Annotated in this window: 13 protein-coding genes; 9 read left to right on the forward strand and 4 right to left on the reverse strand. The window is 60.0% G+C overall.

Going from position 1 to position 14,921, the window contains the following annotated elements:
* Window positions 1-50: 50 nt before the first annotated feature.
* Together ACODR9_RS13385 and ACODR9_RS13390 are read left to right on the forward strand one after the other, a co-directional pair.
* Window positions 51-980, forward strand: coding sequence for a phosphate acetyltransferase (locus ACODR9_RS13385; protein ID WP_488809849.1), 930 nt, complete (start codon window positions 51-53; stop codon window positions 978-980).
* On the forward strand, window positions 977-2,134 hold the full coding sequence (locus ACODR9_RS13390) for an acetate/propionate family kinase (protein WP_488809850.1): 1,158 nt from the start codon (window positions 977-979) through the stop codon (window positions 2,132-2,134). Before ACODR9_RS13385 ends, ACODR9_RS13390 begins: the two co-directional genes overlap by 4 nt.
* A 105-nt stretch (window positions 2,135-2,239) precedes the next feature.
* Here the strand turns inward: ACODR9_RS13390 and rpsT are convergent, their stop codons facing one another.
* The gene (rpsT, locus tag ACODR9_RS13395) at window positions 2,240-2,503 is read right to left on the reverse strand and encodes a 30S ribosomal protein S20 (RefSeq protein WP_045847229.1); all 264 of its coding nucleotides are present in this window, start codon (window positions 2,501-2,503) and stop codon (window positions 2,240-2,242) included.
* A gap of 123 nt (window positions 2,504-2,626) precedes the next feature.
* Between rpsT and murJ the strand changes: the two genes are divergently transcribed.
* From murJ to queF, 3 genes are read left to right on the forward strand one after another with little or no spacing between them, the layout of a single operon-like run.
* On the forward strand, window positions 2,627-4,162 hold the full coding sequence (murJ, locus tag ACODR9_RS13400) for a murein biosynthesis integral membrane protein MurJ (RefSeq protein WP_488809852.1): 1,536 nt from the start codon (window positions 2,627-2,629) through the stop codon (window positions 4,160-4,162).
* 3 nt (window positions 4,163-4,165) lie between these two features.
* A complete protein-coding gene (locus tag ACODR9_RS13405; RefSeq protein ID WP_488809854.1) occupies window positions 4,166-4,927 on the forward strand; it encodes a CPBP family intramembrane glutamic endopeptidase in 762 nt (253 codons plus the stop codon).
* 42 nt (window positions 4,928-4,969) lie between these two features.
* Complete coding sequence (gene queF, locus ACODR9_RS13410) at window positions 4,970-5,809, forward strand: NADPH-dependent 7-cyano-7-deazaguanine reductase QueF (protein WP_488809855.1); 840 nt, start codon at window positions 4,970-4,972, stop codon at window positions 5,807-5,809.
* Window positions 5,810-5,881: 72 nt separating this feature from the next.
* Here the strand turns inward: queF and ACODR9_RS13415 are convergent, their stop codons facing one another.
* Window positions 5,882-6,562 carry a pseudouridine synthase gene (locus ACODR9_RS13415; protein WP_488809856.1) on the reverse strand — a complete coding sequence of 227 codons (681 nt, stop codon included), beginning with the start codon at window positions 6,560-6,562 and terminating at the stop codon, window positions 5,882-5,884.
* 156 nt (window positions 6,563-6,718) lie between these two features.
* Here ACODR9_RS13415 and ACODR9_RS13420 point away from each other — a divergent pair, with 156 nt between their 5' ends.
* Window positions 6,719-7,429 carry an alanyl-tRNA editing protein gene (locus ACODR9_RS13420; protein WP_488809857.1) on the forward strand — a complete coding sequence of 237 codons (711 nt, stop codon included), beginning with the start codon at window positions 6,719-6,721 and terminating at the stop codon, window positions 7,427-7,429.
* A 71-nt stretch (window positions 7,430-7,500) separates the two neighbouring features.
* Here the strand turns inward: ACODR9_RS13420 and parE are convergent, their stop codons facing one another.
* Both parE and ACODR9_RS13430 read right to left on the reverse strand, forming a co-directional pair.
* A complete protein-coding gene (gene parE, locus ACODR9_RS13425) occupies window positions 7,501-9,465 on the reverse strand; it encodes a DNA topoisomerase IV subunit B (protein ID WP_488809858.1) in 1,965 nt (654 codons plus the stop codon).
* A 148-nt stretch (window positions 9,466-9,613) separates the two neighbouring features.
* Window positions 9,614-10,180, reverse strand: coding sequence for an RNA pyrophosphohydrolase (locus tag ACODR9_RS13430; protein WP_488809859.1), 567 nt, complete (start codon window positions 10,178-10,180; stop codon window positions 9,614-9,616).
* A 397-nt stretch (window positions 10,181-10,577) separates the two neighbouring features.
* On the opposite strand from ACODR9_RS13430, the gene ACODR9_RS13435 reads away from it, so the two are divergent.
* The 3 genes from ACODR9_RS13435 (at window position 10,578) to pssA (ending at window position 14,686) form a co-directional block, all read left to right on the forward strand.
* Entirely contained in the window at window positions 10,578-11,906 is a 1,329-nt protein-coding gene (locus tag ACODR9_RS13435) for a glutamine synthetase family protein (RefSeq protein ID WP_488809861.1), read from the forward strand.
* 17 nt (window positions 11,907-11,923) lie between these two features.
* Window positions 11,924-13,240: an NAD(P)/FAD-dependent oxidoreductase gene (locus tag ACODR9_RS13440; protein ID WP_488809863.1), complete on the forward strand. Its 1,317-nt coding sequence runs from the start codon at window positions 11,924-11,926 to the stop codon at window positions 13,238-13,240.
* Window positions 13,241-13,345: 105 nt separating this feature from the next.
* Window positions 13,346-14,686 (forward strand): CDP-diacylglycerol--serine O-phosphatidyltransferase, encoded by a 1,341-nt coding sequence (gene pssA / locus ACODR9_RS13445; protein WP_488809865.1) that lies wholly within the window; start codon window positions 13,346-13,348, stop codon window positions 14,684-14,686.
* Window positions 14,687-14,921: the final 235 nt, after the last annotated feature.

Consider the following 14,921-nt stretch of genomic DNA (forward strand, 5'->3'; position numbering starts at 1 on the left):
CCCTGGTGCTGGCCCGCCTCCCCTATCCTGCTCGCGCCCGGAGACCATCCATGACCCGCGATGACAAAGCATTTGACGATATCCTGCAACAAGCCACGGCACTGGGTCCGCTGCCCATGGCCGTGGCCCATCCCTGCAGTCGCGAAGCACTGCTGGGTGCGGTAGAAGCCGCCGACCACGGCATTGCCACCCCGATCCTGATTGGCCCGCGCAGCAAGCTGGGCAAGCTGGCGGAGGAGCTGGACGTGGACATCAGCCGCTTCGAACTGATCGACACCCCACACAGCCATGCCTCCGCTGAACAGGCGGTATCACTGGCACGCGAAGGCTATGCAGACATCCTGATGAAGGGCAGCCTGCACACTGACGAATTTATGAGCGAAGTACTGGCGCGCAACACCGGCATCCGCACCGATCGTCGCATCAGCCACGTTTTCATCATGAAGGTGGAAAGTTACCCGCGCTATCTGTTCATCACCGATGCCGCCATCAGCATCGAACCCGACCTGATGACCAAGCGCGACATCTGTCAGAACGCCATCGACCTGACCCACGCCCTGGGCATTGCCCGTCCCAAGGTGGCCATTCTGGCGGCGGTGGAAACCATCAACCCAGCCATGCGCGCCACCCTGGATGCCGCCGCGCTGTGCAAGATGGCCGAGCGCGGCCAGATCACCGGTGCCATCCTGGATGGCCCACTGGCCTTCGACAATGCCATCTCGCATGAGGCCGCCGACACCAAGGGCATCGTGTCCGAAGTGGCTGGCGATCCGGACATCCTGCTGGTGCCGGATCTGGAATCCGGCAATATGCTGGCCAAGCAGCTCACCTATCTGGCCGCCGCCGCCTCCGCTGGCATCGTGATGGGCGCGCGCGTGCCTATCGTCCTCACCAGCCGCGCCGAAGACGCCACCGGTCGCCTGGCCTCTGCCGCCGTGGCCAATGTACTGGCGCACCGCCGTCGTGGAGCCAGCCTGTGATCAAGGCGCTGATTGCCGTCAACGCCGGCTCCTCCACCCTTAAGTTCCGCGCCTATGCCATGGAGGGCGGCGCGCTGCTGATGCGCGGCCTGATTGATCATTTCGGCCAGCCACACACCAGCCTCAGCCTGCACGACACCCTGCATCAGCAACTGGAAGAGCGCGAGCTGGGTGATGACAGCCGCGAGGCCGCCGTGGCCGCCATGCTGAATACCCTGGCCGACCACGGCATTGCCGTGGCCGCCGTGGTACACCGCGTGGTGCATGGCGGCAGTCACTTCCATACCGTTACCCGGCTGGATGACAGCATTTGCAAGGCTCTTGAGGATTACATCCCGCTGGCTCCGCTGCATCAGCCGGTCAGTCTGCAGGTTATCCAGGCTTTCCAGACAGTAGATGCCACCCTGCCCCAGTTAGCCTGCTTTGATACCGCCTTCCATGCCAGCCAGCCAGAAGTCGCCACCCGCTTCGGCATCGCCCGCCACTGGCATGAAGAAGGGGTGCGTCGCTATGGTTTTCACGGCTTGTCCTATGCCTCCATCAGCCGTCGGCTGGCCGGGCTGGGCCTGGCGGGCAGCAAAGTGGTGGTGTGTCACCTGGGCAGCGGCAGCAGTGCTTGCGCAATCCAGCAGGGGCAAAGCGTGGCCTCCAGCATGGGATTTTCTGCCGTGGACGGGCTGATGATGAGCACGCGTCCGGGTTATCTCGACCCGGAAGTGGTGCTGTACTGGATGGAACACGAAGGCATGGGCGTAAGCGATGTACGGCGCGAGCTGTACAAAAACTCCGGCCTGCTGGGTGTTTCCGGTGGGGTGTCGGCGGATATGCGCGAACTGCTGGCCAGCAGCCTGCCCGCCGCGCGCGAGGCGGTTGAGCTGTTCTGCTATCGCATTGTGCGCGAGATTGCCTCACTGGCCGCCGCCATGAAGGGGCTGGATGCCATCATCTTTACCGCCGGGGTGGGCGAACACTCTGCCGAGGTACGTGGCCGCGTACTGGGTCAGCTGGGCTGGCTGGGCTTTGAGGCCGACCATGCGGCCAATCTGGCGCATGCCCGGCAATTAACCAGCGCCAGCAGCCCGCACCATGCCTATGTATTGGCTACCGATGAAGAAGGCGAAATGGCCAGACAAGCCTTTTCCCTACTGGCCTAGCCGCGCAATTGCGTGGCAAAAGCACAACATCACCCGCCACGCAAACAAACAAAAAGCCCCGCAACGGCGGGGCTTTTCTGCGTATCTTTCAGCGCGAAGCTGGGATCAGGCCATGGCCTTGATCTGAGCGGACAGACGGCTCTTATGACGAGCAGCCTTGTTCTTGTGGAACACGCCCTTGTCAGCGATACGATCGATTACTTTGGTGGAAGCGTGGAACACAACCTTGGCCGCAGCCTTGTCACCACCTTCAATTGCCTTAAGCACTTTCTTTACTGCAGTACGGAACGCAGTACGCAGGCTGGCGTTGTGCGCGCGCTGCTTAAGGGCTGTGCGTGCACGCTTGCGAGCTTGTGCGCTGTTAGCCATGAATCTTTCTCCTGATGAGCGGAATCTGAAACCCGCGATTCTAAGCCTTAACAGCAGGTTTTGCAACAATAAACCCGCCAGCGTAAACTAGCCGGCTTGCTCAACCCGCCCTCCCCCCAATAAATGAACCTGCTCAAGGCGCTGGCTGCAGTCAGCAGCATGACCATGGTGTCGCGCATTCTCGGCCTGGTCCGCGACACGCTTATCGCCCGCGTATTTGGTGCCGGCATGTCGGCAGATGCCTTCAATGCCGCCTTCAAGATTCCCAACATGCTGCGCCGCCTGTTTGCCGAAGGGGCGTTCTCCCAGGCTTTTGTCCCCATCCTGGGCGAATACAAGAACCAGAAAACCGAAGCCGAAACCCGCGAATTCGTGGCCAAGGTAACCGGCGTGCTGGGCTCGGTGTTGTTGCTGGTTACCGCCATCGGCATGCTGGCCGCCCCTGCCATCATGTGGATTTCCGCCCCCGGCTTTTATCGCGAACCGGCCAAGGCCGCGTTGTTTGCCGACATCCTGCGGGTGTCGTTTCCTTATATCTTTTTCATTTCGCTGTCGTCGATGACCGGCAGCATCCTCAATAGCTGGGGCAAATTTTCGATTCCGGCCTTCACCCCCACCTTTCTGAATCTCAGCTTCATCGTCTTTGCGCTATTTTTTACCCACAACTTTCACCCGCCCATCATGGCCATGGCCTGGGCCGTCTTTGTGGGCGGTTTGATTCAGTTAGTGTGGCAGCTGCCCTTCCTCAAGCAGATTGGCATGCTCACCATGCCCATCTTTGACTTCAAGGATGCCGCCGTATGGCGCGTGATCCGCCAGATGGGTCCGGCCATTTTCGGCGTGTCGGTGGCGCAGATTTCCTTGCTGATCAACTCCACCTTTGCTTCCTTCCTGCCCACCGGCAGCGTGTCGTGGATGTATTACGCCGACCGGCTGATGGAATTCCCCTCCGGCGTGCTGGGCGTGGCGCTGGGGACCATCCTGCTACCCTCGCTGTCCAAGCACGCGGCCAGCAAGTCGGACGGTGAATTCAGCGTACTGCTGGACTGGGGCATCCGCCTGTCGCTGCTGCTGGCGGTACCAGCCACGGTGGGCCTGGGCCTGCTGTCCGGGCCGCTGCTATCCACCCTGTTCATGTATGGCCGCTTTACCGCCCACGATGCACTGATGTCGCAGCAGGCAGTGATTGCCTACTCCTTCGGCCTGCTAGGGCTGATTCTGGTCAAGGTGCTGGCACCGGGCTTCTACGCCCGGCAGGACATCAAGACGCCGGTACGCATTGCCCTGATTACCCTGGGCTGCACCCAACTGATGAATCTGGCTTTTGTCTTCCCGCTCAAGCATGCCGGGCTGGCACTGTCGATCGGCCTGGCCTCCTGCCTGAATGCCGGGCTACTGCTGTCCACCCTGCTCAAGCGCAAGATCTACCTGCCGCAAGCGGGCTGGAGCAGCTTCCTCGGCAAGATGGCACTGGCTATTCTGGCCATGGCTGCCGTATTGCTGCTTCTGCAAGCCGTGCTGCCCATCCACTGGGACGGGCACGCCTGGCAGCGCGTGTGCTGGCTGACGCTGCTGGTGGTGGCCGGGGCCATCACCTACTTTGCCATGCTGTTTGCACTGGGTTTCCGCCCGCGCCAGTTCATGCGCAAGGAGCACTAAGGCATGCCATCGCCATCACAGCTAGCCCCTGCCGACCGGCAAGCTGCCGCCGTGCTACTGGTGTGCTGCCTGAGCCTGACCTTGCTGTACTACCCGGCCAACAGCCACTGGCTGCTGGATTGTTTGCGCAACACGCTGCCCGCTTGGGCCACCGTCTTTCAGCACCTGATTGTGTACAACCCGGACACCCAGCTCTACCGCGCATTGTTTTGGTCACTGGCCAGCGTGGCCAGCTACTGCTTGTTGCCGCTGCTGCACATCAAGCTGGTGCTGCGCCGCCCGCTGAGCGATTTTGGCCTGGCCTTGCCCAGCTGGCGTTTGCTGCGCACGGATGGCAAGCTGTTTCTGCTGTTTTACGCCATCATGCTGCCCCTGGTGTGGTGGGCGTCGGCGCAGCCGGGCTTCTTGCAGATCTACCCCTTCTTCCGCCTTGGCCCACAAGAAAGCCTGTGGCCGCACTGGGCCTGGTGGGAGCTGTTATACTTCGCCCAATTCGCCGCGCTGGAGTTCTTCTTTCGCGGCTACATGGTGCACGGCCTCAAGTCGCGCTTTGGGGTATCCGCCATCTTCGTGATGGTGCTGCCTTACTGCATGATTCATTTTGAAAAGCCAGTGCTGGAAAGCCTGGCCGCCATCATCGCCGGCATGGCACTGGGTGCGCTGAGCTATCGTTATCGCTCAATCTGGCTGGGCATCGCCCTGCATTGCAGCGTAGCCCTCACCATGGACTTGATGGCGCTGTGGCGCAAAGGCCTGTTGTTCTGAGCGGCAAGCGCCGCCGGCTCGCTTTTTCACGGAATTCCTTTCATGACTACTCCGCACCTGACACCCGACCTGTCCCCGCTGGGCAAAACCGTCAGCTATCAGGACCAGTACGACGCCAGCCTGCTGTTCCCCATCGCCCGCCAGACCAAACGCGATGAAATTGGCGTGGACGAGCAGGCACTACCCTTTGTCGGTGTCGATATCTGGACCGGTTTCGAGCTGTCCTGGCTGAATGCACGCGGCAAACCGCAGGTGGGCATTGCCACCTTCCGCATTCCGGCTGACAGCCCCAACCTGATTGAATCCAAGTCGTTCAAGCTGTATCTGAACAGCTATAACCAGACCCGCATTGCCAGTCTGGCCGCGTTGCAGGCGCAGCTGGCACTGGACCTGTCCAATGCTGCCGGTGGCACGGTATCGGTCTGTGTGCAACTGCCGCAGGACTTTGCTGCCGAGCGCATTGCCGAACTGGACGGCGACTATATCGACGAGCAAGACATCGCCGTGGACAACTACGCGCCCTGCCCGGACATCCTGCATGCCGACAGCAGCACTATCGTCAGCGAAACCCTGTGCAGCAATCTGCTGAAGTCCAACTGCCTGGTCACCGGCCAGCCGGACTGGGGCAGCGTGCAAATCCGCTATACCGGCCCCAAGCTGGACCGTGAAGCGCTACTGCGCTACCTGATCGGCTTCCGCCAGCACAATGAATTCCACGAGCAATGCGTGGAGCGCATCTTCACCGACATCCTGCGCGCCTGCGCGCCGCAGCAGCTGACGGTTTACGCCCGTTACACCCGCCGTGGCGGCCTGGATATCAACCCCTGGCGCAGCAATGCCGAGCAAGCCCCTGTGGACAATACCCGCACGGCACGGCAGTGATACCGGGAATACCAGCCCAGCAAAAAAGGATGCCGCCAGGCATCCTTTTTTGCATTAAAACCCCATCACGCCTCAAAACGGCGTCGGTGCCTCGAATTCCATTTCTTCACGGGTAATCGGGTGACGCAGCACCAGCCGCGACGCATGCAGCAATAGCCGATCGGCCTTGGCAAGCACCTCCGGCGGCGCGTAAATATCATCGCCCAGAATGGGATGACCGCTTTCCAGATGCAGCATGTGCATGCGCAACTGGTGGGCACGGCCGGTTTGCGGGTCCAGCTCCATGCGCGAGGTCTGACGCAGGCTGTCGCGCAATACCACGCGGTAATGGGTGATGGCTTGCTTGCCCTCGACCAGATCAACCTTCTGGCGCGGGCGATTGGGCCAGTCGATGATCAGGGGCAGGTCGATGGTGCCGCTATTGCTTTCTACAATACCGTCTACCACCGCGATATAGCGCTTCTTGACCTTGCGATCCATGAAGGCAATCGACAGCGCACGCTGCATGGCGGCCCCACGCCCGAAAATCACCAGCCCGGAGGTGGCCATGTCCAGCCGATGTACGGTGAGCGCATCCGGATAGATTTTCTGCACCCGGCTGATCAGGCAATCCTCTTTGCCCTCGCCACGCCCAGGCACCGACAGCAGGCCGGAGGGCTTGTCCACCACCAACAGGCAGTCATCCACGTAGATAACCGAAAGGCCGGTATCCGGCGGCGGGGTGTAGTTTTCCAGATTATGGGCTTGGCTCATGGTGGCAACAGGGCAACAGAATAAGTAAAGAGCGGCGATTATCTTCTGCCCGGCGCGGCTTAACAAGCTGTTACCTTGCATTTGGCAAGCAACTGCTACTTGAAAAGACCGTCCGTCACCATCACCCTGTCATGATTACCCATGCAAGGAGTTGTCATGCCGGAGCGCTTTTACCTCGACCCTTACCAAACCACCCTGGAAACCACGGTGATCCGCCATGACGATGCCGGCCTGGTACTGGCTGATACCCTGTGCTACCCGCTGGGCGGCGGCCAGCCGGGCGATACCGCCACGCTGACGCTGACCGACGGCAGCACACTGGCCATCAGCGATACCCGCCGCAACCGCGAAACCCGCGAAATCATCCATCTCACCGCCGCAGATGCCCCGCGACTGGACGCTGGCAGCGCGGTAACCCTGACGCTGGACTGGACACGCCGCCATCGCCACATGCGGGTACATACCGGCCTGCATTTGCTGTCGGTGGTGATCAAGGCCGGGGTCACCGGCGGCAATCTGACCGCAGAAGGCGGGCGACTGGATTTTGATTTGCCCGAAGGCATGGAGCTGGACAAGGACGAGATCGAGGCTGGCCTGAATGCATTGGTGGCGCAAGACCTGGCCGTCTCGGTGCAGATGACCAGCGGCGAGGCACTCAAGGCCCGGCCAGAGCTGATCAAAACCATGTCGGTCACGCCGCCGCTGGAGCTACCGGAAATCCGCCTGATTGCCATCGACGGGGTGGACTTGCAACCCTGTGGCGGCACCCATGTGCGTCGCACCGGCGAAATCGGCCGTCTGCTGGTGAAGAAAATCGAGAGCAAGGGCGCACGCAACAAGCGGGTGGTGGTGACACTGGCCGACTGAGACGTGGGCAGGCTGCCATAAAAAACGGGACCATCGCGGTCCCGTTTTGCTTGTGCTGGCGGCCTGCGGAGTCAGATATCCGCTTCCACCTCGTTACCCTTGGCTTCCATCCAGCTGCGGCGGCTGGAAGCCTCGCCCTTGCCCATCAGCATGACGAAGGTGGACAGGGTATGCGCCAGCTCGCCCGGCCGCACCTGCACTCGCGACAGGCGGCGCGTATCCGGGTTCATGGTGGTGTCCTTCAGTTGCTCCGGGTTCATCTCACCCAGACCTTTAAAGCGCGAGATACCCCAGCTGCCTTCGCGTACATTCTCGCTACGCAAACGATCCAGAATAGCATTGAGTTCACCCTCATCCAGCGCGTAAATCTTGCGCGGCGGACGGTTCTTGCCCGAGCCGGGCACATCCACGCGGAACAGTGGTGGCTGGGCGATGTAGATGTTGCCGTTTTCGATCAAGCGCGGGAAATGGCGGAAAAACAAGGTGAGCAACAACACCTGAATGTGCGAACCATCCACATCAGCATCAGACAGGATGGCAATCTTGCCATAACGCTGGCTGGACAAGTCCGGCTGGTCATCCGGGCCGTGCGGGTCCACACCAATGGCGACGGAAATATCGTGGATTTCGGCATTGGAAAACAGCTGGTCCTTGTCGGTTTCCCAGCTATTGAGCACCTTGCCGCGCAAGGGCAGGATGGCTTGGTATTCCTTGTCGCGCGCCAGCTTGGCCGAACCACCGGCCGAGTCGCCCTCCACCAGAAACAGCTCGTTGCGCTCGATGTCTTCGCTTTCGCAATCGGTCAGCTTGCCCGGCAATACGGCAACCCCGGAGCCTTTTTTCTTTTCCACCTTCTTGACGGATTTCAGCCGCGACTGCGCCTGACGAATGGCCAGCTCGGCAATCTTTTTGCCCGCTTCCACATTCTGGTTCAGCCATAGCTCCACCGGGTCGCGCGCCAAGCTGGAAATCAGCTTTAGTGCATCGCGGCTGGTCAGCTTGTCCTTGGTCTGGCCCTGGAATTGCGGGTCCAGCACCCGGGCCGACAATACAAAGCGCACCCGGCTCCACACGTCTTCCGCCATCAGTTTGACGCCGCGCGGCAGCAGGTTGTGATGGTCAATGAAGGTCTTCACCGCATCAAACACCCCGGCACGCAGGCCTGCCTCGTGGGTACCGCCGGACGGAGTGGGAATCAGGTTGACATAGCTTTCGCCACTGGCACCGTCCTCAAACCAGGCCATCGCCCACTGCACGCCTTCGCCCTTGGCAAACTGCTCGTGGTCGTCACCGATATAGGCCTCGGCGGCAAACAACGGTGCAATCGGCTCGTCGCCATTGCACAGCTCGGCCAGATAGCTCTTCAGGCCCTGCGGGTACTGCCATACCTTGACCTCATCGCCACTGGGCTTCTCCAGCGTCAGTGACACGGCAACGCCCGGCAATAGCACCGCCTTGGCGCGCAGCAGGCGCTCCAGCTCCGGCAGCGAGTAACGCGGGCTTTCAAAATACTTGCCATCCGGCCACACCCGTACCCGCGTGCCGCTGGTGCGCGCACCGCAATCGCCAATACGGGCCAGCGGCTCGATCACGTCGCCGCCGGAAAATACCAGCCGGTGCACACCGCCCTCACGCTTTACCTCCACCTCCAGCCGGGTGGACAGCGCATTGGTAACCGATACCCCCACGCCGTGCAAACCGCCGGAGAAGGCATAAGCACCACCATCTTTCTTGTTGAACTTGCCGCCAGCGTGCAGCCGGGTGAACACCAGCTCCACCACCGGCACACCCTCTTGCGGATGCAGGCCCACCGGAATACCACGGCCATCGTCCTCTACCGACAATGACCCATCCTGGTGCACGGTGACGGCAATCTTGCGGGCGTAACCGCCCAGTGCCTCGTCGGCGGCGTTATCGATGACTTCCTGACAGATATGGGTAGGGTCGGTGGTGCGGGTGTACATACCCGGCCTTTCCTTCACCGGCTCCAGCCCCTTGAGTACCCGTACCGAGGATTCGTCGTACTGTTGCGTCATAGCTTTTATCGTCGCCTGTAACGGCCCTGTGTGCAGGGCCAAGCCTGATGATGTCGCCACCCCGCCGTCTGGCCGGATGGTCATGATGCTCAAACGGCAGCCCAGGGCCGCCGCTTGCTTGATGGGTGAATCAGACCGTACTGCGGTCTCAGTGATCCTGCGACTGATCCGGCAAGCCTTCCGCTAGCGGAGCCGTCCTGGCCGGCTGCCGCATGCGCTGCAGGAAGCCGTCGTAGTTTTCCAGCCCTTTGAGAAAGCGCGACAGCTCAGTCAGCGCCCGGATATAGACATCGCGCTTGAAGTCGATCACGGCATCTACCGGTGCCCAGTAATCGTTCCAGCGCCAACCGTCAAATTCCGGATGCGTGCTGGCCCGCAGGCAGACATCGCAGTCACGCCCGGTCAACCGCAGCAGAAACCAGATCTGCTTCTGTCCCTTGTAGCTGCCACGCCATTCGCGCCTAACCCAATTGCTGGGCACCTCGTAGCGCAGCCAGTCACGGGTGCGTCCCACGATCTTGACATGTTGCGGCAATAGCCCGACCTCCTCCAGAAGCTCGCGGTACATCGCCGCTTCCGGGCTTTCACCCGGCTTGATGCCTCCTTGCGGAAATTGCCAGGAATGCTCGCGCACCCGCTTGCCCCAGAACACCTCATTTTTGCCATTGATGAGGATGATTCCGACATTGGGGCGATATCCGTCCCGGTCCAGCATGAAAAAAACCTGCAAATCGTCTAGTTGACCGAATTTTTGCACATTTCGACAGCTCTTGCCATGTGCCTGACGCGACTGACCAACAGCAATTCCACCACAGACTGCCATCTGCACCATGAAATAAATTGACGCCCCATGCCAAAGGCGTTTAAAAATCCGGCACAGCATCCTGTTTATCTCACCCGGAAGGCCCTGTTTTTCATGCAAGCACGTCGCAACCTATTCACACACATACCCCTGCCTGCGGCAGCGGTACTGCTGTGCGCATGGGTTGACTCGACAGCCTTGTCGCTGGGCTTTTTCATCCAGCCGTTTACCGCAGTCGGTCACCGCTAGCGTTTTGCCGTTTCACCCGCCTACAGGCGGCTCTCGACAATTCAACGCCCAAGGACCACCCATGCTGAACCCCGCAGACTGGCTGCAACATCACGGCATTCACACTGTTGAATGCCTGTTTTCCGATATCACTGGTACCGCACGCGGCAAGATATTGCCAGCATCAAGCGTACTTAACGGCAGTGAACTGCGCTTTTCGCAGGTAGGGCTAGTACAAAGCGTCAGCGGTCATTGTCTGCAGCAACTGGTGCCCGAACTGGACCCGGACATGCTGCTTCAAGCTGACCTCACCACCCTGCGCCGCCTGCCTTTCAGCCGGGAGCCAGCAGCCATGCTGATTCACGACTGCCTGCATGAAGACGGCAGCCTGGTAGAGTTTTCCCCGCGCAATGTGCTGCGCCGCGTACTCTCGCGCTATACCGAGCTGGGCCTCACGCCGGTTGTCGCACCAGAAATGGAGTTTTATCTGTTTGCCCGGCGTCAGCAGCTGGATGCGGCACCACAAGCACCGGCCAGCTATGGCAAAGCCGGTGACAGCCTGCGCCAGCCCTATGCACTGGATAGATTGCACGACCTGGAAGCCGTACTGGACGACATCCGCCACGGCTGCCAGTTGCTGGGTATCGGTGCAGACACGCTGCTGCAGGAAGTAGGCTGTGGACAGCTGGAAATCAATCTGCAACATGGCGATGCCATTGCGCTGGCCGACCAGGCCTTCCTGTTTAAGCGCATGGTGCGCGAGGCCGCCGCCCGGCATGACCTGGAAGCCTGCTTCATGGCCAAACCGCTGGCAGAGGATGCCGGCAGTGCCATGCACATCCACCAAAGCCTGGTGTATGCGGACAATGGCCGCAATGCCTTCTCGCTGGACAATGGCCAGCCGGCACCCCGCTTTAGCCACTACATCGCCGGCCTGCAGCACTATCTGCCGGATGCCCTGTTGCTGCTGGCACCCTATGTCAACTCCTATCGCCGCCTGGCACCGCTCACGGCAGCGCCCATTAATGTGGAATGGGGCTTTGACAACCGCACCTGCGGTCTGCGCATTCCACAAGGCGGCCCGCAAGCCCGCCGGGTGGAAAACCGCCTGCCTGGCGTGGATGCCAACCCTTATCTGGCTATGGCCACCACCCTGGCCTGCGGTTTGCTTGGCATGCAACAGGAATTACCGGCAACGCCGCCGCTTGATTGCAGTGCCTATGGTCGGCCCTATGCCTTTGCCCGCACCCAGTTGGAGGCGGTGGAAAGGCTGGCCAATAATCAGGCACTGGCCACCCTGCTGGGGCCGCAGTTTGTCTCTACCTATTGTCAGCTCAAGCTGAGCGAATGGCAGGAATTCAACCGCCAGGTCACTTCCTGGGAGTATCGCCACTTGCTTGGTCAGGCCTGAAACCTGAAAGAGACCTCATGAATCGCGAACACGCACCACACCTGTCCCAGTTTGATGGCCACCATGTTAATTCCTGGTATGCAGCCACCGCCCCCTCACGCGAGCGGTATCCGGTACTGGGAGAGGTGGTGCGCTGCGATGTCTGCGTGGTAGGGGCGGGCTTAACCGGCCTGTCCACCGCATTGGTCCTGGCAGAAAAAGGATTGTCCGTCACCTTGCTGGAAGGTGCGCTGGTCGGCTTTGGTGCCACTGGCCGTAATGGCGGGCAAATCCTGCACGGCTTTGCCGCACCGCTGACACGCTTCGAGCAACAACTGGGCCGCCGGGCGGCACGGCAGTGCTGGGAAGCCTCGCTGGATGGCGTATCGCTGATGGCCAATCGCATTCACCAACATCAGATTGACTGTGAATTACGCTGGGGTTTTCTCACCACGGCCAGTAACCGCCATCAGCAGCAACTACTGCGCCAGCAACAGTCCATGCTGGAAGCATGCGGCTATCATGATGCCCAGTGGCTGGAGGGAAGTGCGCTGGCAGGGCAAATCAACTCCCCGCGCTATACCGCCGCTCTACATGACAGCGGCTGTGGCCACCTGCACCCGCTGAAATATGCCCAAGGGCTGGCACGGGCCGCATCCCGCGCCGGCGTCAGGCTGTTTGAACACAGCCCGGTCACGTCCATCGATGAAGACCGGCTGGGCTTGCAGATTGGCACACCCAATGGCTGGATCAGGGCCGACAAGATAGTACTGGCCTGCAACGTTGATATTGGTGCCCTGCAGCCGCAGCTACGGCGCAGCATTCTGCCGGTAGCGTCACACATCATTGCCACGGCACCACTCACCGCCGAACAGGCCAGCAGCCTGCTGCCGGAAGGCGCAGCCGTTTGCAGCAGCGACAAACTGCTGGACTACTTCCGTCTGACACCAGACCACCGCCTGCTATTTGGTGGCAGATCAAGCAGACCGTACGCAGAACAGCAATCCCTGATTGCCGAACGGCATGCCCGCATGGCCAGTATTTTCCCCAGTCTGGGCAATAGCCGGATTGACTATGCATGGAGCGGTCATGTAGACATTGGCCCGGCGCGACTGCCACAGATTGGCCGTCAGGGGCAACGCGTCTACCATGCACAAGGCTTTGCCGGGCATGGACTGGCATTCACCGGCATTGCCGGACAGATGATCGCCGAGGCCATCGCAGGGGATCTGGGCCGCTTCGACATCTTCAACAAGCTGTATGCCCACCCCTTCCCCCTGCCGGCATCGCTGGAGGAAAGCCTCATCCGGCTAGGCAGCATGTATTACCGCCTGCGAGACACACTAGGCTTCTAGCAATATGCACGCACTTGAGCTGAAACAGCTTGCGGACGCCAGCATGCCCCAAAAGCAGCAAACGATGCTAGGATGCCCCGATCAACCGTTTTACGCGTGATTCACATGGTATTTCTACTTCCCCAGCCATCTCTGGAGCGTTTGCCACGTTTTGCACTGACAGCCAGCGATTTCAGCTCCCTGCCATCTGCCACCGACTTTCGCCAGGCGTTGCTAGCAGCGCTGGACGCCGCACAGCAGCGTATTTATATCGCAGCGCTGTATCTGGAGCAGGACGAGGCAGGACAGGAAGTATTGGCCGCTATCTTTGCCGCCAAACAGCGCAATCCGGCACTGGATGTACGCATCCTGGTCGACTGGCACCGAGCCCAGCGTGGCCGCATCGGCGAGAGCAAAACCAATTGCAATGCCGCATGGTATCGCGAGCAGGCCAATCTGCATGCCATAGAAGTCCCTATTTATGGCGTCCCCACCCAAACGCGGGAGCTATTTGGCGTGCTGCATCTGAAAGGCTTCATCATCGATGACCTGGTCATTTACAGCGGAGCCAGCCTGAACAACGTCTACCTACACAAGCTGGACAAATACCGTTTCGACCGTTACCACCTCATTCGCAACTTGGCACTGGCAGATTGCATGGCCAGCTTCATGCTACAAAACATCTGCAATGATGAAGCCGTCTTCAGACTAGACAAACCAGTCCCCTGCACGCGCAGCATCCGTAAGGAAATACGTGCATTCCGCAGCGGGCTGGAAAAGGCCCACTATCTCTTGCCCCGGCAACAAACCTGCCAACAAGGCATGGGCGTTACCCCCATCGTTGGGCTGGGCAAGGGCAATCCACTGAATCGGCTCATTCTGCAACTGATCGGCCATGCCCAACAGCGGCTGGTGATTTGCACGCCCTACTTCAATTTCCCCATGGCCGTCCTGCGTGCCATCAACCGTGCACTGCGCCGTGGCGTAGAAGTCACCATCATTGTCGGTGACAAGACCGCCAACGATTTTTTCATTCCTGAGACAGAACCCTTCAAGCTGATTGGTACCCTGCCCTATCTGTATGAAATGAACCTGCGCCGCTTCGCCAAGCGCCGCCAGGCACAAATCGAAAACGGCAAACTCAATCTGTGCCTGTGGAAAGATGATGACAACAGCTATCACCTCAAAGGCATGTGGAGTGATGCTCAGCACATCCTGCTGACCGGCAACAACATGAACCCGCGTGCCTTCCGCCTGGATCTGGAAAACGCTTTGCTGATTCACGACCCTGAACAGCTACTGCAATCACAAAGCCATGCCGAGCAGCAGCACATCCTGCGACACACCACGCGCATCAATCACTACCGCCAACTGGAAAGCGTACGTAGCTATCCACTCAAAGTGCGCACCATCCTCACCCGACTAAGCCGGGTACGTATCGATCGCATGCTGAACCTGATGCTGTAAGACAAGCAATTGCCCCAACCAATGCAAAAAGCCACCCACGGGTGGCTTTTCATTTGGCTTTTGGCTTTGCTGTTTGGCGCTGCACCGATCCCGGATGCAAACAGTGGCATGTCCAAACAACACAGGCACAGTGCGATGGCCACAATAACCGTAGCCCAAATGCAAAAAGCCCAGCTCTGATGAGCTGGGCTTCTAATGGGGAGTCTGGCGGTGTCCTACTTTCACATGGCGAATG

It is taken from the genome of Aquitalea sp. FG25 (assembly GCF_057809375.1).